This window comes from Amycolatopsis antarctica (assembly GCF_002262875.1).
Taxonomy (GTDB): Bacteria; Actinomycetota; Actinomycetes; order Mycobacteriales; family Pseudonocardiaceae; genus Amycolatopsis; species Amycolatopsis antarctica.
Genome location: NZ_NKYE01000008.1, coordinates 150,249 through 170,438 on the forward strand (window position 1 = coordinate 150,249; position 20,190 = coordinate 170,438).

Below are 20,190 nucleotides of genomic sequence, written 5' to 3' on the forward strand. Positions count from 1 at the left end.
TCAGCCGACGGACCCTTCCATCTGCAGTTCGATCAGGCGGTTCAGTTCGAGGGCGTACTCCATCGGCAGCTCGCGCGCGATGGGCTCGACGAACCCGCGCACGACCATCGCCATGGCCTCCTCCTCGGTCAGACCGCGCGACATCAGGTAGAACAACTGGTCCTCGCTGACCTTCGAGACGGTCGCCTCGTGGCCCATGGACACGTCGTCGTTGCGGATGTCCACGTACGGATACGTGTCCGATCGGGAGATGGTGTCCACCAGCAGCGCGTCACAGACGACACTGGAGCGCGAGTTGTACGCCCGCTTGGCGACCTTCACCAGGCCGCGGTACGAGGTACGGCCACCGCCGCGCGCCACCGACTTCGACACGATCGTCGAGGAGGTGTGCGGCGCCAGGTGCTCCATCTTCGCGCCGGCGTCCTGGTGCTGGCCCTCGCCCGCGAACGCGACCGAGAGGACCTCACCCTTGGCGTGCTCGCCCATCAGGAACACCGAGGGGTACTTCATGGTGACCTTGGAGCCGATGTTGCCGTCGACCCACTCCATCGTCGCGCCCTCTTCGCACTTGGTGCGCTTGGTGACGAGGTTGTAGACGTTGTTCGACCAGTTCTGGATCGTCGTGTAGCGGCAGCGGCCGCCCTTCTTCACGATGATCTCCACGACCGCCGAGTGCAGCGAGTCCGACTGGTAGATCGGCGCCGTGCAGCCCTCGACGTAGTGCACGTAGGCACCCTCGTCGACGATGATCAGCGTGCGCTCGAACTGGCCCATGTTCTCGGTGTTGATGCGGAAGTAGGCCTGCAGCGGGATGTCCACGTGCACGCCCGGCGGCACGTAGATGAACGAGCCGCCCGACCAGACGGCGGTGTTCAGCGCGGAGAACTTGTTGTCCCCGGCCGGGATCACCGAGCCGAAGTACTCGCGGAACAGCTCCGGGTGCTCCTTCAGCGCGGTGTCGGTGTCCAGGAACAGCACGCCCTGGGCCTCGAGGTCCTCGCGGATGGAGTGGTAGACGACCTCGGACTCGTACTGCGCGGCGACGCCCGCGACGAGGCGCTGCTTCTCCGCCTCGGGGATGCCGAGCCTGTCGTAGGTGTTCTTGATGTCCTCGGGCAGGTCCTCCCAGCTCGTGGCCTGCTTCTCGCTGGAGCGGACGAAGTACTTGATGTTGTCGAAGTCGATGCCCGACAGGTCCGCGCCCCAGTTGGGCATCGGCTTGAGGTCGAACAGCTTCAGGGCCTTGAGGCGTGCTTCGCGCATCCACTCCGGCTCGGACTTCTTGTCCGAGATGTCGATGACGACATCGTCGTTGAGTCCTCGGCGGGCGCTGGCGCCCGCGGCATCGGAGTCGGACCACCCGAACGCGTACTTGCCCAGAGAGTCGATCGTCTCTTCCTGGGACAGGGGCGCTGTGGTGGTGCGCTGCTCGGCAGCGGCAGTCATACGGGTTGCCCTCCATTCGCGGATGCTGCGTTACGCCCGTCGGGCGGCTCGGCCGTCCGGTCGGGCTCGGTGCTACTGCCCGGGCGCGCGACGCCCGGGCCATTCCCCGCCTGGGAGACGGGTACGTGCGTGGTGCACACGCTGTCACCGCGTGCGATCGTGGCCAGCCGCTGGACGTGGGTGCCCAGCAGTTCGGCGAACGCCTCGGTCTCCGCCTCGCACAGCTGAGGGAACTCAGCGGCGACGTGGGCGACCGGGCAGTGGTGCTGGCAGAGTTGCTCGCCCGCGCCGACCTGACGGGTCGACGCAGCGTAGCCCTCCCTGGTCAGAGCGGCCGCAAGGGCCTCAGCCCTGGCTTCCGGGTCGCTGTGCCCGAGGACGGCCTCGCGGTGCGGGCCGACCAGTGCCTCCATCCGGCTCTCGGCGAAGGACCGGACGGCCTGCTCCCCCGCGTGCTCGGCGAGGAAGCGAACGGCCGAGACGGCCAGATCGTCGTAGGCGTGCCCGAAGCGGGCCCGGCCCGGCTCGGTGAGCAGGAACAGTTTCGCCGGCCTGCCCCGTCCGCGGGGCCCGCGGCGCGGTGCGTCCCTTGTCTCGGCCTCGCCGTCGGTGACCAGCGCGTCGAGGTGCCTGCGGACCGCCGTGGCGCTGATGCCGAGTTCCCCGGCCACCGTCACCGCCCCGATCGGCCCCCGCTCCAGGAGCAGGCGCGCCACCTCGTGCCGCGTCCGCCCGTCGGCCGTGACCTGCACGGGCACGGCGGCAGGAGCGGTACGCCGGACGTCGCCGTCCGGTTGCCCGTACCGCTCGGGCGAGCCACCGTTCTTTTTCACAACACAAGTGTGTCGTATTTCCTCGGCGAGGGCAAAGCAGCCCCTTAGGACGGTGACCGGTCTCACCCCGGACGGTGAATGGATACGCTGCGCGCGTGGCAGTGGGCGAACGGGCGATACGGCGGCTGAGCAAGAGCAGCGGCGTCGCGGCGAGCACGGCCGGCGGGGGCACCCCGGCCGGGGCCGCTGCCGGGACCGCGGTCGGCGCGCAGGCCCTGCCTAGCGGCTTCCTGGACACGCGGCCCCTCGACGCCGGGGAACGGAAATCCCTCAACGTGGTGCGGCGCTTCGGCACCGTCGGTTCCCTGCTGCTCGCCATCGGCTCGCTCGGCGCGGGGGCCGCGCCGACGATCAACCCGGTGCAGGACATCCCGGTCCTGCGGATCTTCACCCGGATGACAACGACCTCGCTCGCGATCGCGTTCGCGGGCATGGGCATGCTGGTGATCGGCTGGCTGCTGCTGGGACGTTTCGCCCGGCCAGGCGCGCCCCGGATCGCCGGCCGGGGACAGCTCGACCGCACGCTGGTCATGTGGATCGCGCCGCTGCTGCTGATCCCGCCGCTGTTCTCCCGGGACGTCTACAGCTACCTCGCGCAGAGCGAGATCGTGCACCGCGGCATGGACCCGTACTCGCTCGGGCCCGCGCAGGCGCTCGGCGTGGCCGATCCGCTCACCTCCGGCGTCTCCAACATGTGGCGGGAGACCCCCGCCCCGTACGGGCCGATCTCGCTGACCCTCGGCGACTGGATCGCGGGCATCACCGGCAACAGCATCACCGGTGGCGTGCTGCTGCACCGCCTGGTGGCCCTGCTCGGTGTCGGGCTGATCGTGTGGGCGCTGCCGCGGCTGGCGCGCCGGTTCGGCGTCCAGCCCTCCACCGCGCTCTGGCTCGGGGCGGCCAACCCGCTGGTCCTGTTCCACCTCGTCGCCGGGGCGCACAACGACGCGCTGGCGATCGGGCTGATGATGGCGGGACTCGAGCTCGGCATCCGCAGGTTGCCGGTGCGGGTCGCCGGTGACTCGCCACCCCCGCTGGCCCGGGGCGAGATGCTGTTCATCGGTCTCGGCGTAGCGGTGATCACGCTCGGCGTGGCGGTGAAACTCAATGCGATCCTGGCCCTCCCGTTCTTCACGGTGATGGTGGCCCGGCGCTGGCACGGCACGATCCGCGACCTGATGCGCGCCGCCGTGCCGATGGCCGTGGTGTTCGGCCTGGTTCTCGTCGCGGCCTGCGTGGGCTCAGGTCTCGGCTTCGGCTGGGTCGGCGCGCTCGGTACCCCGGGAATGGTGCGGAGCTGGATGTCGCCGACGTCCGAACTCGGCCACGTGTCGGGCGTACTCGGCATCGCGCTCGGCCTCGGCAACCACACCAACGCCGTGGTGTCGATCTTCGGCGTGCTCGGCTACGTGGTGGCGGGCGCGGTGACGGTCAAGTTCCTCTGGGCAAGCTTCCGCTGGCGGTACCGGCCGATGATCGGGCTGGGCGTCTCGCTGGGAGCGGTGATGGTCCTGCACGTCGCGCTCCAGCCCTGGTACCTGCTCTGGGCGGTGATCCCGCTGGCAGCGGCCGCGGGCACCTCGCGGTTCCGGGTCGCGGCGACGGCGGCGAGCGCGGTACTCGCCCTGCTGGTCTTCTCCACCGGCGGCACGTTCGGCGGCAGGCTGTACGTCGTCGTCAACGCCTATCTGGCCGGCCTGGTCGTCATCGGGCTGGCCCTGCTGGTGGTGCGCCGCTACGCGCCGGGCCTGCTGCGCAGACCGAGCCGGACGCCGGAGGAGGCCACCTGACCGGCGCGCCGTACCCTTGACCGTCGTGAGTGCACCCGCCGTCGAGATCTCCGGTCTGGTGAAGCGCTACGGGTCCGCAACGGCCGTGGACGGCCTCGACCTGCGCATGCCGAGAGGACGGCTGCTCGCTCTGCTCGGACCGAACGGCGCGGGCAAGACGACGACCGTGGAGATCTGCGAGGGCTTCCGCCGTGCCGACGCGGGAACCGTCCGCGTGCTGGGTCTCGATCCGGTCGCCGACGGGGCCCGGCTGCGGCCGCGGATCGGCGTGATGCCGCAGGGCGGCGGGGCGTACCCCGGCGTCCGGGCGGACGAGATGCTGGCGCTCGTCGCCTCCTGCGCGGCCAACCCACTGGACCCGGCCTGGCTGCTCGACGTACTGGGGCTCGCCTCGGCCAGGCGCACCCCGTACAAGCGGCTCTCCGGTGGCCTGCAACAACGGCTCTCCCTGGCGTGCGCGCTCGTCGGCAGGCCCGAGCTGGTGTTCCTCGACGAGCCGACGGCGGGCATGGATCCGCAGGCCAGGCATCTCGTCTGGGACCTGCTCGGCGCGCTGCGCTCGGACGGGGTCAGCATCCTGCTCACCACCCACCTGATGGAGGAGGCCGAGGCCCTGGCCGACGACGTGGTGATCGTCGACGGCGGGCGGGTGGTCACTTCCGGCACCCCCGGCGAGCTGACGGCCGAGGGCGCGGACGCCGGGCGTCTTCGCTTCCGGGCCAGACCCGGCCTGGACACCGAGCTGCTGGCCGCGGCGCTGCCCGAGGGCTACCGGGTGCAGGAGTCGACGCGCGGCGCCTACCGCGTCGACGGCGAGGTCGACCCCCAGGTGGTCTCCGCGGTCACCGCCTGGTGCGCCCAGCACGGGGTGCTCGCCGAGGAACTGCACGTGGGCAGGCGCGACCTGGAAGAGGTCTTCCTGGAACTGACCGGACGGGAGCTGAGGACGTGACCACCGGCGAGACCGCGGCGCGCTTCGCCCCCGGCACGTTCACCCCCGATCCGGGACGCGGCAGGCTGGGCCGGATGCTGCTCACGCACGCCCGCGTCGAGACGGCGATGACCCTGCGGCACGGCGAGCAGATCCTGCTCACCCTGCTGATCCCGCTGGCGCTGCTGGTCGGGTTGACACTGCTGGACGTGGTGCCGACCGGCGACCTCGGCTCAGTGTCCAAAGTGGACTGGGTGACGCCGAGGATACTGGCGCTGGCGGTGATGTCCTCGGCTTTCACCGGCCAGGCGATCGCGCTCGGGTTCGACCGGCGCTACGGCGTGCTCAAGCGGTTGTCCGCGACCGCGCTCCCCCGCTGGCTGCTGATCGCCGGGCGACTGCTCGCCGCGCTCGTCGTGGTGGCCATCCAGGCCCTCGTACTCGGTGCGGTGGCGGCACTGCTGGGCTGGTCGCCCTCACCGGGCGGCCTGCTGGCCGGCGTGCTGCTGCTCGTGCTCGGCACCTTCGCCTTCGGCGCTCTCGGCGTGCTGCTCGGCGGCTCGCTGCGGGCGGAGGCCGTGCTGGCGCTGGCCAACGTCGTCTGGTTCGTGCTGCTGCTGGCGGGCGGCATCCTGCTGGCCCCGTCCGCGTTGCCGGGCGTGATCGGGGACATCGTCGCGCTGCTGCCGTCGGGGGCGCTCGCCGAGGGGCTCCGCGGCGCGCTGGTGGACGGCGCGCCGAGCTGGCAGCCGGTGGCCGTGCTCGCGGTGTGGGCCGTGCTCGCCGCCGGCCTGGCGACGCGGACGACCCGGCTGACCTGAGGTCCGGCTCACCCGCGAGCGGAGGCGGCGGCGAACCGGGCCCGGACGCGTCCTACCATCGGTCGCGTGCCCTCCACCCCGTTGCGTTTCCCGTTCTCCCTCGTGGCGCGCCTGCCGTACCCGTCGACCGCGGTGCAGCGGGCGATCGCCATCGCGGCGGTGGTGACGCAGGGCGGCATCGGCGTCACCGGTTCGGTCGTGCGCGTCACCGGATCCGGCCTCGGCTGCCCCAACTGGCCCACCTGCGTGTCCGGCAGCATGTTCCCGGTCGAGCACCCGGAGTACGCGGCGCTGAACCAGTGGATCGAGTTCGGCAACCGGATGCTGACCGGCGTGGTCGTGGTGGTGGCGGCGCTGTGCGTGATCGCGGCCTGGCGGATCCGGCAGGAGCACCCGCAGCGGCACCGCCTGGTCCGGCTGGCCTGGACGATGCCGCTCGGTGTCGTCGCCCAGGCGGTCATCGGCGGCATGACGGTGCTGACCGGGCTGCTGTGGTGGACGGTGGCCATCCACTTCCTCGTCTCCGCCGGGCTGGTGTGGCTGGCGGTTCTGCTGCTGCACGCCTTCGGCGAGGGTGACGCGCCGGCGAGCTGGCGGATCGGTTCCGGCGACCGCGCGCTGCTGGCCGGGATCGTCGCGGTGCTGTACGCGGTGCTGGCGGCCGGTACCACGGTGACCGGCGCCGGGCCGCACGGCGGGGATCCGGAGACGCCGCGCCTGCAGGCGCCGGTGGAGACGCTGGCCCAGGTGCACGGCGGGTTGCTGGTGCTGTTCCTGCTCGCGCTGACGGTGTTCGGTGCGCGCCTCGGCCGTGCGGGTGCGTCCCCCGCGCTGTGGCGGCGCTACGCCCTGGTCTGGGTCGTCGCGCTCGCCCAGGGCGGCCTCGGCACCCTGCAGTACGCGCTGGGTGTACCCGAGGCGCTGGTCTCCTTCCACGTTCTGGGCTCGGCGGTCGTCATCGTCGCGTTGGGGGCGATGTGGTGCGGTGCCCGCGATCGCGGCCCCGCGCCCGGGCCGGTGCCGGCGGGACCACCGGAGGCACGCACTCCCGAACCGGCGAGCTGACCGCATCGGCAGGGGCTCGCGACCACGTTCCGTGTCCCACGCGGGCGAGCCCACGTCACCCGGACGAGGCGGCTACTCTCGTCCGAGGCATTTTCCACGAGTTGTCCGTTTCTCCCGCCGTCCCGCCCCTTCTCGATAACGAGGTACCGCTGAGCCATGAGCACTGACTCCGCGACGCACACCGCAAAGCCGATCCTGTCCGGCGAACGATCGACAGGCCAGATGATCGTCCTGAAGACGTTCCTGCTGATCCCCTTCGTCGCGCTGCTCGCGGCCGTCCCGTTCACCTGGGGGTGGGGCCTGAGCTGGGTCGACATCGGTCTCGCCGTGGCGTTCTACTTCATCGGCATGCTGGGTGTCACCGTCGGATACCACCGGTACTTCACGCACGGCGCGTTCAAGACGGGCAGGCCGCTGCGGGTCGCGCTGGCGATCGCGGGCGGCATGGCCGTGCAGGGCTCGGTGATCTTCTGGGTCGCCAGCCACCGCAGGCACCACGCGTTCGCCGACCGGGAGGGGGACCCGCACTCGCCGTGGCTGTTCGGCTCCTCGCCCGCCGCCCTGCTGCGCGGTTTCTGGCACTCGCACATGGGCTGGATGTTCCGCCGCGAGGTGACCAACTTCGAGCGGTTCGCCCCGGACCTGCTGGCCGATCGCTCGCTGCAGGTGGTGAACCGGCTGTTCTGGCTGTGGATCACGCTCAGTCTCGCGCTGCCCGCGCTCATCGGCGGGCTGCTCACCTGGTCGGTCTGGGGCGCGGTCACCGCGTTCTTCTGGGCCGGGCTGGTGCGGATCGGCTTCTCCCACCACATCACCTGGTCGGTCAACTCGATCTGCCACATGATCGGCTCCCGGCCGTTCACCAGCCGGGACCGGGCGGCCAACTTCTGGCCACTGGCGATCCTGTCGATGGGCGAGTCCTGGCACAACTCGCACCACGCCGACCCGACCTGCGCCCGGCACGGCGTCCTGCGCGGTCAGCTCGACATCTCCGCCCGGCTGATCTGGCTGTTCGAGAAGCTGGGATGGGCGCGCAACGTGCGCTGGCCGAAGCCGGAACGGATCGCGGCGAAGCTGGCCAAGCCGGCAGGCGCGCCGTAGCTCCCGCCGGCCGGGGCGGGCCCGGTGTCAGACGCCGGGCCTGCCCGAGGGCACCCGTTCCGGACTGAGCACCACCGGCAGCACCCGCACCGAGCGCAGCAGTTCCGAACGCACCCACGGCACCTCCTGCTCCGGGCCGGACAGCGCGATCCCCGGGAAGTGGTCCAGCAGCGCGGACAGGCCGATCGTCAGCGAGGTACGGGCCTGGTGGGTACCCGGGCAGTAGTGCCTGCCCGCGCCGAACGCCAGGTGCCCGGCGGTGTCCCTGGTGATGTCCAGGCAGTGCGGCTCGGGGAAGTGTTCGCCGTCCCGGTTGGCCGCACCGAGCGCGAACACCACCAGGTCGCCCTCCTTGATCTCCCGTCCGCCGATCTCCATGTCCTCCACGGCGCAGCGCTGCGAGCTGATGTTGTGCGGTCCGGTGAAGCGCAGCAGCTCCTCCACGGCCTCGGAGGCGCGCAGCGGCTCGGCCAGCAGCAGCCGGAGCTGCTCGGGGTGGGTGAGCAGGGCGAGCGTGGCCGTGGCGAGGAAGCTGACGGCGGTCTCGACGGTGATCAGGATGAAGATCAGGCAGGCCCGGACCAGCGCGTCGGCGTCCTGCCTGCCCTCGGAGGCCACTTTCGCGGCCAGCGCGGACGCGATGTCCTCGCCGCCGGTGGCGCGCCTGCGTGCGATGAGCTCGTCGATCATCGGGAACAGCCCGGCCAGGGCCTCGGCGCGCTGCTCGGGCGTGTCCGGCGCCATCCAGCCCGCGACGTACCCGCCGAACGCGGGCAGCTCGTCTTCCTCGTATCCGAGCAGCGCACCGGTGACGTGGGTGGCGTAGGGCATGGTGAACCGGGAGACGAGATCCAGCGGGCCGTCCACGGTCGCGAGGTCCGCCAGCAGCCGGTCGGCGATGTTGCGGTACACCGGCGCGCGGGTCCGGGCGAACTCGCCGGACAGCTCGTCCTTCACCACCACGCGGACCTCGTCGGTGAAGGAGCGCATGAACTCCCCCATCTCCAGGATCTGCCCGAGGCGCTGTTCGCCACTCGCACCCTCTTCGAGGCCCGCGTCGCGGCGCTGCGCCACCCTGGCGGCGGCGATCCGGCCGGGATCCTTCGACAGCCGTGGATCCCGCAGGCCCGTCCGGATCTCCGCGCTGCCGAGCACCAGCCAGAACCTGCTTCCGTCGGTGCCGTGCAACACGTGTACCGGAGCCTGCTCCCGCAGTCCGTCGAAGCGGCTGAACGGGTCGCGGTAGAAGTCGTCGTCGAGTTCGAACAGCATTGCCGCGCCTCTCGTGAGTAGGTCGCGGCCCGCCGGACAGGATGAGCGACCGGCGGGCCGCGACCGGTGTGTCAACTGGTGATCGCGCGAGTCCTGGCGGCCACCAGCTCGGCCACCGAGGCGTTGCCGCCGACCTCGATCATCGGCGCGGCCAGCACACCCTGGAACGCACCGCCGTCGACCGCGCAGACGTTGACGATGTCCACCGTGACGCCGGTGGTGACCGCCGTCAGGGTGGCCGTGCCGAGCGCCGCCTGGTTGGCGGGCAGTGCCCCGTCCATGGGGCCCGGCTTGATCAGCTCCGCGGCCACTGCCACGGTTGTCGGTGCCGTCATCGCACTCTCCTCGGGGTTGGAATCGTCGATCAGGCGGTCATGGCTCCGGCCCGCGCCGCGACGAGGTCGGCGACGGGTGCGTGACCGCCCACCTCGATCGCGGGCACCGACATGGACTCCCGCGCACCGCCGATGGTCTCGACGAGCGCGATGCCGGTGACGACGAAACTGCGCCCCTCGGCGATGCCGACGGGCTGACGTCCGAGCGGAGCGTCCACCGTGCCGGTGTCGGCGGCGGCGGAGACCGCGGTCGGTCCTGTCATGCTGACTCCTTCCCTGGTGTGCCGGCTGCGCTGCCGTCGCGGCGCGAGCTCAGCCGGCCAGCGCGGTGGAACGGGCGGAGACCAGCTCGTTCACCGACGCGTTCTCCGCGACCTCGATACGCGCGATCAGCGGGGTGGAGGTCGCCCCGCAGATGGTGGCGGCCAGGGTCGCGGTGGTGAGCGCGCCGAAGACGCCCATCTTCTCCTCGGCGCCGGGCAGGCGACCCTTGAGCGCGTCCAGAGTCGGGGTGCTGGCGGCCTCGATCACGGAATTCTGCACGGTGCATCGCTCCTTCTGCTCCTGGACGTGGTCGTGGTCCACGTCTCCACCAGGCACGCTATGGAACGATCACCGGCCGTACATCAGCACTTTCGCTGATAGATGTGCCAAGGGAACGTCGTTCGCACTATTGGCGTCACCGGAGGGAGGCGCGTATGGCGGAGGCGAACCGCAGCGGCGCTCCAGGATCTGCCTGCCCGAAGCCCAGCGACGGCTCAGTCAGTTCCAGTTCGAGCAGTACGGCGCTGCCGTCGTCGGCGCGCAGCACGTCGACGCGGGCGTAGAGCAGCTCGTGACGGGCCAGGCCGAGCAGGCCGGCAGCAGCGTCCATGACGTCCTCGGCCAGCGCACGCGAGGCCGGGTCCGGCTGGGTGGCGCCCAGTTGCTCGGCCACGAACAGCCCGGAACCGTCGGTCTCGGCACCGGTGAGCATGGGGCCCTTGGTGAAGGCGTGCGAGTAGACCCCGCCGAGGAACACCAGCGCCGTCTCGCCCTCTGTGTCCACAGTGGACTGGTATGGCTGCAGTAGCGCGGTCTGCCCGGCCCGGTGCAGTTCGCCGAGGTGCCTGGCGGCCTCCTCGACCGAGTCGGGCGCGAACCGGCCGGCACCGATGGAACCCATACCCACCGCCGGTTTCAGCACGAACGGCACCTCCGGCCAGGACGGTCGGACACCGGGTGCGACCAGTTCGGTCGGCACGATCGCGACACCCGCACCGGCCAGATCGGTGAGATAGCGCTTGTCGGTGTTCCACCGCACGGTGTCCACGGGGTTGCGCAGCGCGGGCACCGAGGCGCACCAGGCCAGGAACTCCTCCCGCCGGGCTGAGTAGTCCCAGGTGCTGCGCAGGACAACCAGCTCGGCACCGGCGAAGTCGACGCTCTCGTCGTCCCAGACCACCCAGTCCGCGCCGCGGCCCACCGCCGCCAGCGCCGCGGGAACGGCATGCTCGTCACCGTCGCCGCGCGGAAGTCTCGCACAGCTCACCAGGAGTACACGTGCGCTCATCGGCGGGCTTTCGACCCTGCCATCCGCCTGCGGTGCGCCGCCCCGATGTCCGTCGCGTTGACGGTCTCGGAGTCCCACTCGGCGGCCTCAATGTCCTCGATCGCCTCGACGAGTGCCGCGCCGGTCGCCACGGAGGGGACGAACACGTCGCCCATCGCGCCGTCCGCACCGACCAGGACCACCCTGGCGCCCGCGCGTCCGACGTGCTCCACCACCGCCTTCGACGGCTTGCCGTGCGCGGCCGCGAATTCGCGCGCCGCGGTGAGCTGCCGCTGCGTAGGCGGGGTGGTGCCGGACTCGGTCTTCTCGGTCTCCTCGGCCATTCTCGGCATTCTAGGTGTATCCGGCACGTGCGGCGGAACATCGTCCGCGAGGCGATGGTTGTACCGGTCACGGCCGATATCCGAGGAGGACGAATGCCAGCAGCGATCCAGGTACGCCGGACGGGTGGACCCGAGGTTCTGGAGTACACCGACGTCGAGGTCGGCGACCCTGGCCCGGGCGAACTGCTCGTCGACGTGCGCGCGGCGGGTGTCAACTACATCGACACGTACCACCGCGGCGGCGTCTACCCGCTGGAGCTGCCGTTCACGCCGGGGATGGAGGGCGCGGGCACCGTCGCCGCCGTCGGCCCGGAGGTGACCGGTTTCATGGTGGGCGATCGGGTCGGCTGGCAGGGGGTACTCGGCAGCTACGCGCAGCGCCATCGTGTGCCCGCGGGGGTGGCCGTGCGGATCCGGGACGGGATCTCCGACGAGGTCGCCGCCGCCACGCTGCTCCAGGGCGTCACCGCGCACTACCTGGTGGCCTCGACGTACCCGGTGCGCCAGGGCGACACGGTCCTCGTGCACGCCGCCGCCGGTGGGGTCGGCCTGCTGCTGACGCAGCTCGCCAAGGCACGCGGGGCACGGGTGCTCGCCACGGTGTCGACGGCCGAGAAGGAGGAACTCGCCAGGGGCGCCGGGGCGGACGAGGTCATCCGGTACACCGAGGTCGACTTCGCCGGGGAGGTACGCAGGCTGACCGGGGGCGAGGGGGTCGCCGCGGTCTACGACGGCGTCGGCAAGTCCACTGTGGACGGTTCGCTGGCGAGCCTGCGGCCGCGCGGGGTCCTGGCCCTGTTCGGCGCGTCGAGCGGACCGGTGCCGCCGATCGACCCGCAGTCGCTGAACAAGGCCGGGTCGGTGTACCTCACCAGGCCCACCACCGTGCACTACACGGCGACGCGCGAGGAACTCGACTGGCGGGTGGGCGAACTGTTCGACGCGGTCGAGGCCGGCTCGCTCTCGGTGCGTATCGGCGGGCGCTATCCGCTGGCCGAGGCTCGCCAGGCGCACGAGGACCTGCAGGGCCGCCGCACCACCGGGAAACTCCTGCTCCAGCCGTGACGGATGCCCCGGACGACGGCGGGCCCGGAACGGCATGCGTTCCGGGTCCGCCGTGGTCCGCGATCAGGCCCCCGCGGGGGTGACCTTCACCGCGTCGACGACGAAGGCGAGCGTCTCGTTGGGCTTGATGCCCTGCCCGCCGGGACCGTAACCCTTCTCCGGCGGCACGATCAGCAGCCTGCGCGCGCCCTCCTTCATTCCGACGAGGCCCTCGTTCCAGCCGTCGATCACCTGGGCCTGGCCCAGGTTCTCCAGCGGGAAGGTCTCGCCACGGTCGAAGGAGTTGTCCTTGACGACCTTGTCCGACCAGGTCACCAGCAGGTAGTTGGCCTCGATGGTGCTACCGGGGGTCGCCTCGGCGCCGGTCCCGGGCACCAGGTCCTCCGACACCAGCGACTTCGGCGGCGAGCAGGTGTCCGGGATGGTGATCGTCGGCTTCTGTCCCGGTTCGCCGGCCACCTGCACGTCCTGTGCGGTGCACTCCGGGCCCTGGGCCACCGGCGCCTCGGCCGGCGGGGCGCCCGCCGACTGCGCCGGCGCGGGGTCGGTGCCCGGGGGAAGATCGGACGGTTCTTCCATCGTCGGGCTGCACGCCGCCAGTGCGAGGGCCACACCGGCCACCGCGGTCATGTTGCCAAGTCTGCGCATGGCGGACAGCTTATCGGGACGCCGCCGCACTCCCGTCCTGGCCCGGGCGGTCACCCGGCCCGCTCAGTGCTGGGGGCCGCGGACCGGTGTGCAGCACGGTCAGCCGCTGCGTCGCCCGCGTCAGCGCGACGTAGAGGTCGTTCCAGCCGCGCGGGGAACCGTCCACGATCTCGCCGGGTGCCACCAGGACGACCGAATCGAACTCCAGTCCCTTGACGCCGGCGACATCGAGCACCGCCGGATTCGGTTCGCCGGCCTCGGACCGGGTGGTCGCGTCGGCGAGGGTGCCCCTCAGTTCGCGGCACATCCCCTGCGGGCACACCACGGCCACCGTGCCACCGCCCACCGCGCCGACCTCGGCGGCGGCGACCTCGCGCAGCACGGTGGGCAGCGCGGCCATCGCGAGATCGCGCTGGACGGGGGCGAGGCCGGTGCTGCGTACCGAGGTGGGCGCGTCGAGCGCGGGGTCGACCTCGGCCAGCGCCTGTCCGGCAAGCTCCATGATCTCGGCCGGGGTGCGGTAGTTGACGGTCAGTTCGCGCAACCGCCACCGGTCGGCGACATACGGGCCGAGGGCCCCCGCCCACGAGGACGCACCGCCTTCCGCCCCGGTCTGCGCCACATCGCCGACGAGCGTCATCGACCGGCTCGGGCAGCGGCGCATCAGCAGGCGCCAGTCCATTTCGGACAGTTCCTGCGCCTCGTCGACGATCACGTGGCCGAAGGTCCAGGTCCGGTCCCGCGCCGCCCGCTGCGCGGCGGTGAGGTCGCTGCGACGCTGCTGCCGTTCGGCGAGCAGTTCGGCGTCCAGCACGTCGCCGACCCGCAGCACCTCCTCGTCGATGATCTCCTCGTCCTGCTCCATCACGTCGAGCACGCCCTCGGCGTAGGCGCGCTCCTCCCGCTCCCGGCGGACGGCCTCGGCACGGGACTCGGTGTCGTCCTCGCCGAGCAGCTCGGCCAGTTCGTCCAGCAGCGGCACGTCGGCCGGGGTGAACGGCGCCCGCGGATCGCGCAACAAACCGGCCAGTTCCGGCTCGGTGAACCGGACTCCGGCGGCCGTGCGCAGCAGGCTCTCGTCCGAGAGCAGCTCACCGAGCAGCCGTTCCGGGCCGATCAGCGGCCACAGCTCGTGGAGCGCGGCGGCCACGTTCTCGTCGGCGGCGAGCTCGGCGCGGATGTCGTCCAGGTCGCGCGGGTCGAGCAGGTCCTCCCCGAGCCTGCGGGCGGTCTGCCGGGTGAGCGCGTCGAGCACGTCGTCGACGAAGAGCCGGCGGGCCTGGTTGTGCGGCCTGCGCGAGCGCCGGGCCCGGGTCCTCGCCTCCGTGCAGGTCTTGCGGTCCAGCCGGAGGATCTCCCGCTCGACCTCGATCTCCACGACCGGCTCGGGTACCCGCTGCCGGTCGCGGACAGCGTCGGCGAGCACCTCGACCATCGCGATACGGCCCTTGACCTCCGCCGGCCGTGGCAGCTCCAGCCCGTTCGCGCGGACTCCGGGGTACAGCTCGCCGACGGTGGCGAGCAGCACGCCCGTCTCCCCCAGCGACGGGAGCACCTGGCCGATGTAGCGCAGGAAGGTGTCGTTCGGCCCGACCACCAGCACGCCGCGGGTGGTGAGCTGCCGCCGGTGTGTGTACAGCAGGTAGGCCGCCCGGTGCAGCGCCACCGCCGTCTTCCCGGTGCCCGGTCCGCCCTGCACGACCAGCACTCCGGGCAGTGACGCGCGGATGATGCCGTCCTGCTCGGCCTGGATGGTGGCGACGATGTCGGACATCTCGCCGGTGCGCCTGCGCTCGAGCGCGGCCAGCAGAGCCGCTTCTCCGGCCAGCCCGAGGTCCTGCCCCTGGTCGGCCTCGCGCAGGTCGAGGATCTCGTCGTCGACGGCGGTGACGCGGCGGGAGAGCGAACGGATGTGCCTGCGCCTGCGCACTCCGTCCGGTGAGGCGGCCGTCGCCAGGTAGAAGGGGCGGGCGACCGGGGCGCGCCAGTCGACGAGCAGCGGGCGGTAGTCGTCCTCGGTGTCGAAGAGACCGAGCCTGCCGATGTAGGCGGTCTCCTCGCCTGCCGGGTCGTCGTGGAAGTCGAGCCTGCCGAAGCAGAGACCCTGTTCGACGGAGTTGAGCTGGGCCAGCCGGTCGCTGAATGTCGTGGTGGCCACATCGCGTTCGGTACGGGCCTGCGGGGTGCCGCCGGTCTGGCTCAGGGTCTCGTGGAGGCGGCGGGTGGCCAGCTCGCGTTCGGCGTCGAGATGGCGGTACAGCACGGTCAGGTAGCGCTGCTCGGCGGCGACCTCGGTGTCACCTTCGGATTCCCGGTGTTGCGGAGACACGGACAATCGGGTCCTGCTTTCGGTCGGGGGTATCGCCGGATCACAACGGGCGGCACGCCCCGGTCATTCCACCGGCGCGGGACCGGGGTGCCCGGACCGGTCAGAACGGCAGGCCGAGGACCGGCAGGCCGATCGCCGAATCGGCGGCGAGGGCGACGAACACGATCATCAGATAGGTGTTGGACCGATGGAACAGGGCCATCGGCCGGGTCTGGACCCCACGGTTCACCGCGGCGCGCAGTCCGTGCGCGTAGAACAGGAACCAAGCGCCGGCCACGGCGGCGAACGCGGCGTAGAGCCAGCTCGTTGCCGGGAGCAGCAGCAGCGTCCAGCCGACCATGACCCACGAGTAGACGACGATCAGCTTCGCGACGTGCTGCGGGGTGGCCACCACGGGCAGCATCGGCACACCGGCCCGCTCGTAGTCCTCGCGGTACTTCATCGCCAGCGCCCAGGTGTGCGGCGGCGTCCAGAAGAAGATGACCCCGAACATCACGAACGCGGGCCACTGCACGCTCTCGGTGACAGCCGCCCAGCCGATGACGACCGGCATACAGCCCGCTGCCCCGCCCCACACCACGTTCTGCGGTGTCCGGCGCTTGAGCACCAGCGTGTAGACGAAGATGTAGAAGAGGATCGTGGCGATCGCGAGCACGGCGGCGAGCGGATTCACCGTGAGATACAGCACGGCGAAGGAGGCCGCACCCAGCGTCAGCCCGAACACCAGGGCGCCGCGCCGCGGCACCGAGTCGCGGACCAGCGGCCGTTTGCGGGTGCGGTTCATCACCTTGTCGATGTCCGCGTCGATCACGCAGTTCAGGGCGTTCGCCGAGCCCGCAGCCATGGTGCCGCCGAGCAAGGTCGCCAGTACCAGCCACGGGGACGGGATCTCGCGGCCTGCCAGGAACATCGCGGGAATGGTGGTGACCAGGAGGAGCTCGATCACGCGCGGCTTGGCGAGCGCGAAATACGCACCCACGGTGCCTCGCACGGTCCGCCGGCCATCGGCCGGCTGGTCACCGGCTGGGTGCACGGCGCTGGTGTGGTCACTGCGGTCGTGCGCAGCGTGCACCAACGACATCTCGCTCCCTGCGTCAGATCGGGGTCGGGCGCAGGCTCCGCGTCGCTCCGCGGCGAACGCGGACTCGGCAGGGTTGACGCCCGACACGAATCGTAGTCGTGGCACCGCGACCGCCCGATCGCGGGGTTCGCCGGTGTCAGCCGCCGATCCCCGTGGTACTCCAACCACTAGGCTGGCCGTGACGTGCGGAGCGTAGCCGTCCGGCCCTTCGGATCTCGTCCGTCCGTGAGGACGCGAAGGGTTTCCGGATCGATTAAGCTCACGTCGGCGTGGCAAGTAGGTCAGTGCAGCAACGAAGCAGCGATACGTGACGATCCAGGAGTGCAGTTCAGTGTCTCAGAGCGCGTCTACCAGCGAGAACAACCCTCTCCTCAGGAAGAATCTGCCCGCCGACTGGTCTGAGCGGGACACCCGCGCTGTCGACACCGTGCGCGTCCTCGCCGCGGACGCCGTGGAAAACTGCGGCAGCGGGCACCCCGGCACGGCAATGAGCCTGGCGCCGGTCGCCTACTCCCTGTTCCAGCGGATCATGCGGCACGATCCGGCCGACCCCGAATGGCCCGCCCGCGACCGGTTCATCCTCTCCGCCGGGCACAGCAGTCTGACGCTCTACATCCAGCTCTTCCTCGCCGGTTACGGTCTCGAGGTCGAGGATCTCCGGCAGTTGCGCAAGTGGGGCTCGAAGACCCCCGGCCACCCGGAGTACCGGCACACCGACGGCGTCGAGACGACCACCGGCCCGCTGGGGCAGGGCCTGGCCAACTCGGTGGGCATGGCGATGGCCGCCCGCCGCGAGCGCGGCCTGCTCGACCCGGACGCCCCGATCGGCGAGAGCCTGTTCGACCACCACGTCTACGTGATCGCCTCCGACGGTGACATCGAGGAAGGCGTGACCTCGGAGGCGTCCTCGATCGCGGGCCGCCAGGAGCTGGGCAACCTGGTGGTGATCTACGACGACAACAAGATCTCCATCGAGGACGACACCAACATCGCGCTGTCCGAGGACACCGCGAAGCGCTACGAGGCCTACGGCTGGCACGTCCAGGTCGTCGACGGCGGTGAGGACGTGGTCGCGTTCGAGAACGCGATCGCCGCGGCCAAGGCGGAGACGACGAAGCCGTCGTTCATCCTGCTGCGCACCGTCATCGGCTACCCGGCACCGAACCTGATGAACACCGGCAAGGCACACGGTGCCGCGCTGGGGGCCGACGAGGTCGCCGAGGTGAAGAAGATCCTCGGCTTCGACCCGGAGCGGGACTTCCAGATCGACGACGAGGTTCTGGCGCACACCCGCGAGGCCGTCGAGCGCGGCAAGTCCGAGCGCGCCGCCTGGCAGCAGAAGTTCGACGCCTGGGCCGCCGCGAACCCGGAACGCAAGGCGCTTGCCGACCGGCTGGCCACCCGCACGCTGCCCGCGGGCTGGGCGGACGCGCTGCCGAGCTGGGACGCCGACCCCAAGGGCATCGCCACCCGCAAGGCCTCCGGGGAGGTGCTGAACAAGATCGGCGCCGCGCTGCCCGAGCTGTGGGGCGGCTCGGCGGACCTGGCCGAGAGCAACAACACGATCATCAAGGGCGCCGAGTCGTTCGGCCCGCCCAGCGCGTCCACCGACATGTTCACCACCAGCCCGCACGGCCGGAACCTGCACTTCGGTGTCCGCGAGCACGCGATGGGCTCGATCCTCAACGGCATCGCGCTGCACGGCGGCACCCGCCCGTACGGCGCCACGTTCCTGATCTTCAGCGACTACATGCGTCCCCCGGTGCGGCTCGCCGCGCTGATGAAGGCGCCGGTCACCTACGTGTGGACGCACGACTCGATCGGCCTCGGCGAGGACGGGCCGACGCACCAGCCGATCGAGCAGCTCTCCGCGCTGCGCGCGATCCCCGGCCTGAACGTGATCCGCCCGGCGGACGCCAACGAGACGGCCGCGGCGTGGAAGGCGCTGCTGGAGGTCAACGACGCGCCGTCCGGCCTGGCACTGACCCGGCAGAACGTGCCGGTGCTTGAGGGCACGAGGGAGAAGGCGGCCGAGGGCGTCGCCCGCGGCGGTTACGTACTGGCCGACACCGAGGGCACGCCGGACGTGGTGCTCGTCGGCACCGGCTCCGAGGTCCAGCTCGCGGTCGAGGCCAGGAACACGCTGGCGGCCGAGGGCGTTGCCGCCCGTGTGGTCTCCATGCCGTGTGTCGAGTGGTTCGACCAGCAGGACGCGGCGTACCGCGAGTCGGTCATCCCGGCCGCGGTCCGGGCGCGCGTGATCGTCGAGGCGGGCATCGCGCAGTCCTGGCACCGCTTCGCCGGTGACGCGGGCGAGATCGTGTCGCTGGAGCACTTCGGCGCCTCGGCGGACTACCAGACGCTGTACCGCGAGTTCGGGATCACCGCGGACGCCGTCGTCGCGGCCGCGAAGCGCTCGCGCGACAACGTCAAGAGCTGACCCGCACTCCCGCAACCGTAGAAGGGATGACGCACATGAGCACCAACGATCGCCTAGGCCAACTGGCCGAAGCCGGCGTCTCGATCTGGCTCGACGACCTGTCGCGGGAGCGGCTGAACTCCGGCAACCTGGCCGGGCTGATCCGCGACAAGCACGTCGTGGGTGTCACCACCAACCCGACGATCTTCGCGAACGCACTGGCCGACGGTGAGGCCTACGACGAGCAGCTCCGCGAGCTGGCCGCCAGGGGCGCGGATCTCGACGGTGTGGTCCGGGACCTGACCACCACCGACGTACGCAACGCGGCGGACCTGTTCCGGGACGTCTACTCGGCCTCCGGAGGTGTGGACGGCCGGGTGTCGATCGAGGTCGATCCGCGGATGGCGCGCGATGCCGACAACACCGTCGCCCAGGCGCAGGACCTGTGGAAGACGGTGGACCGGCCGAACATCCTGGTGAAGATCCCGGCCACGGAGGAGGGCCTGCCCGCCATCACCGCGACACTCGCCGAGGGCATCAGCGTGAACGTGACGCTGATCTTCTCCGTGGAGCGCTACGAGGCGGTCATCGAGGCGTACTTCGCGGGCCTGGAGCAGGCCAAGGCGAACGGCCACGACCTGGCGGGCATCCACTCGGTCGCGTCCTTCTTCGTGTCCAGGGTGGACGCCGAGGTCGACTCCCGGCTGGAGAAGATCGGCACGGACGAGGCGAACGCGCTCAAGGGCGAGGCGGCCATCGCCAACGCCCGGCTCGCCTACGCGGCGTTCGAGAAGCGGTTCGCCTCGGACCGCTGGACGGCGCTCGCCGCCGAGGGCGGCAACGCGCAGCGTCCGCTGTGGGCGTCCACCGGGGTGAAGAACCCGGACTACTCCGACACCCGCTACGTCGATCAGCTCGTCGTCCGCGACACGGTGAACACGATGCCGGAGAAGACGATGGACGCGGTCGCCGACCACGCCGAGATCGACGGCGACAAGGTCAGCGGCACGAAGGACGCGGCGCAGGCGGTGTTCGACCGGATCTCCGCCGTGGGCGTGGATGTCGCGGACGTCTACAAGGCTCTCGAGGACGAGGGCGTGGAGAAGTTCGAGAAGTCCTGGACCGAACTGCTGGACACCGTGACCGGGCAACTCGACAACGTGAAGAAGGGCTGAACCG

The 20,190-nt window shown here is 71.1% G+C and carries 19 protein-coding genes; 8 read left to right on the forward strand and 11 right to left on the reverse strand.

The window, feature by feature from the left end; all coding sequences use genetic code 11:
• Positions 1-1,446, reverse strand: a complete 1,446-nt coding sequence (sufB, locus tag CFN78_RS15235) for a Fe-S cluster assembly protein SufB (RefSeq protein WP_094863449.1) — start codon at positions 1,444-1,446, stop codon at positions 1-3.
• Positions 1,443-2,279 carry a helix-turn-helix transcriptional regulator gene (locus tag CFN78_RS15240; protein WP_420807886.1) on the reverse strand — a complete coding sequence of 279 codons (837 nt, stop codon included), beginning with the start codon at positions 2,277-2,279 and terminating at the stop codon, positions 1,443-1,445. Before CFN78_RS15240 ends, sufB begins: the two co-directional genes overlap by 4 nt.
• A gap of 215 nt (positions 2,280-2,494) precedes the next feature.
• Between CFN78_RS15240 and mptB the strand changes: the two genes are divergently transcribed.
• From mptB to CFN78_RS15265, 5 genes are all read left to right on the forward strand, one after another.
• Positions 2,495-4,069: a polyprenol phosphomannose-dependent alpha 1,6 mannosyltransferase MptB gene (gene mptB / locus CFN78_RS15245; RefSeq protein ID WP_094863603.1), complete on the forward strand. Its 1,575-nt coding sequence runs from the start codon at positions 2,495-2,497 to the stop codon at positions 4,067-4,069.
• A 25-nt stretch (positions 4,070-4,094) separates the two neighbouring features.
• Positions 4,095-5,021, forward strand: coding sequence for an ABC transporter ATP-binding protein (locus CFN78_RS15250; RefSeq protein ID WP_094863604.1), 927 nt, complete (start codon positions 4,095-4,097; stop codon positions 5,019-5,021).
• A gap of 74 nt (positions 5,022-5,095) precedes the next feature.
• Positions 5,096-5,821: an ABC transporter permease gene (locus tag CFN78_RS15255; RefSeq protein ID WP_094863605.1), complete on the forward strand. Its 726-nt coding sequence runs from the start codon at positions 5,096-5,098 to the stop codon at positions 5,819-5,821.
• Positions 5,822-5,887: 66 nt separating this feature from the next.
• Complete coding sequence (locus tag CFN78_RS15260; protein ID WP_240519469.1) at positions 5,888-6,886, forward strand: COX15/CtaA family protein; 999 nt, start codon at positions 5,888-5,890, stop codon at positions 6,884-6,886.
• A 156-nt stretch (positions 6,887-7,042) separates the two neighbouring features.
• On the forward strand, positions 7,043-7,987 hold the full coding sequence (locus CFN78_RS15265) for an acyl-CoA desaturase (protein ID WP_094863450.1): 945 nt from the start codon (positions 7,043-7,045) through the stop codon (positions 7,985-7,987).
• A 27-nt stretch (positions 7,988-8,014) separates the two neighbouring features.
• Here CFN78_RS15265 and CFN78_RS15270 read toward each other — a convergent pair whose 3' ends face one another.
• The 6 genes from CFN78_RS15270 to CFN78_RS15295 all read right to left on the reverse strand — a co-directional run bounded on the left by CFN78_RS15270 (position 8,015) and on the right by CFN78_RS15295 (position 11,469).
• A complete protein-coding gene (locus CFN78_RS15270) occupies positions 8,015-9,259 on the reverse strand; it encodes a cytochrome P450 (protein ID WP_094863451.1) in 1,245 nt (414 codons plus the stop codon).
• A gap of 71 nt (positions 9,260-9,330) precedes the next feature.
• Complete coding sequence (locus CFN78_RS15275) at positions 9,331-9,594, reverse strand: hypothetical protein (RefSeq protein ID WP_133116359.1); 264 nt, start codon at positions 9,592-9,594, stop codon at positions 9,331-9,333.
• A 29-nt stretch (positions 9,595-9,623) separates the two neighbouring features.
• Positions 9,624-9,857 carry a hypothetical protein gene (locus CFN78_RS15280; RefSeq protein ID WP_094863453.1) on the reverse strand — a complete coding sequence of 78 codons (234 nt, stop codon included), beginning with the start codon at positions 9,855-9,857 and terminating at the stop codon, positions 9,624-9,626.
• Between the two features lie 49 nt (positions 9,858-9,906).
• Positions 9,907-10,194 (reverse strand): hypothetical protein, encoded by a 288-nt coding sequence (locus CFN78_RS15285; RefSeq protein ID WP_133116360.1) that lies wholly within the window; start codon positions 10,192-10,194, stop codon positions 9,907-9,909.
• Positions 10,195-10,273: 79 nt separating this feature from the next.
• The gene (locus CFN78_RS15290) at positions 10,274-11,146 is read right to left on the reverse strand and encodes an ATP-grasp domain-containing protein (RefSeq protein ID WP_094863455.1); all 873 of its coding nucleotides are present in this window, start codon (positions 11,144-11,146) and stop codon (positions 10,274-10,276) included.
• The gene (locus tag CFN78_RS15295; protein WP_094863456.1) at positions 11,143-11,469 is read right to left on the reverse strand and encodes a hypothetical protein; all 327 of its coding nucleotides are present in this window, start codon (positions 11,467-11,469) and stop codon (positions 11,143-11,145) included. The genes CFN78_RS15290 and CFN78_RS15295 overlap by 4 nt, the downstream gene beginning before the upstream one ends.
• A gap of 93 nt (positions 11,470-11,562) precedes the next feature.
• Here CFN78_RS15295 and CFN78_RS15300 point away from each other — a divergent pair, with 93 nt between their 5' ends.
• On the forward strand, positions 11,563-12,534 hold the full coding sequence (locus CFN78_RS15300) for a quinone oxidoreductase family protein (RefSeq protein WP_094863457.1): 972 nt from the start codon (positions 11,563-11,565) through the stop codon (positions 12,532-12,534).
• 63 nt (positions 12,535-12,597) lie between these two features.
• Here the strand turns inward: CFN78_RS15300 and CFN78_RS15305 are convergent, their stop codons facing one another.
• From CFN78_RS15305 to CFN78_RS15315, 3 genes are all read right to left on the reverse strand, one after another.
• Complete coding sequence (locus CFN78_RS15305) at positions 12,598-13,182, reverse strand: FKBP-type peptidyl-prolyl cis-trans isomerase (RefSeq protein WP_094863458.1); 585 nt, start codon at positions 13,180-13,182, stop codon at positions 12,598-12,600.
• 10 nt (positions 13,183-13,192) lie between these two features.
• A complete protein-coding gene (locus CFN78_RS15310) occupies positions 13,193-15,517 on the reverse strand; it encodes a HelD family protein (protein WP_094863459.1) in 2,325 nt (774 codons plus the stop codon).
• A 94-nt stretch (positions 15,518-15,611) separates the two neighbouring features.
• Entirely contained in the window at positions 15,612-16,592 is a 981-nt protein-coding gene (locus tag CFN78_RS15315; protein ID WP_094863460.1) for a heme o synthase, read from the reverse strand.
• Between the two features lie 331 nt (positions 16,593-16,923).
• Here CFN78_RS15315 and tkt point away from each other — a divergent pair, with 331 nt between their 5' ends.
• On the forward strand, positions 16,924-19,032 hold the full coding sequence (tkt, locus tag CFN78_RS15320) for a transketolase (protein WP_094863461.1): 2,109 nt from the start codon (positions 16,924-16,926) through the stop codon (positions 19,030-19,032).
• A gap of 35 nt (positions 19,033-19,067) precedes the next feature.
• Positions 19,068-20,186: a transaldolase gene (gene tal, locus CFN78_RS15325; RefSeq protein WP_094863462.1), complete on the forward strand. Its 1,119-nt coding sequence runs from the start codon at positions 19,068-19,070 to the stop codon at positions 20,184-20,186.
• Positions 20,187-20,190: the final 4 nt, after the last annotated feature.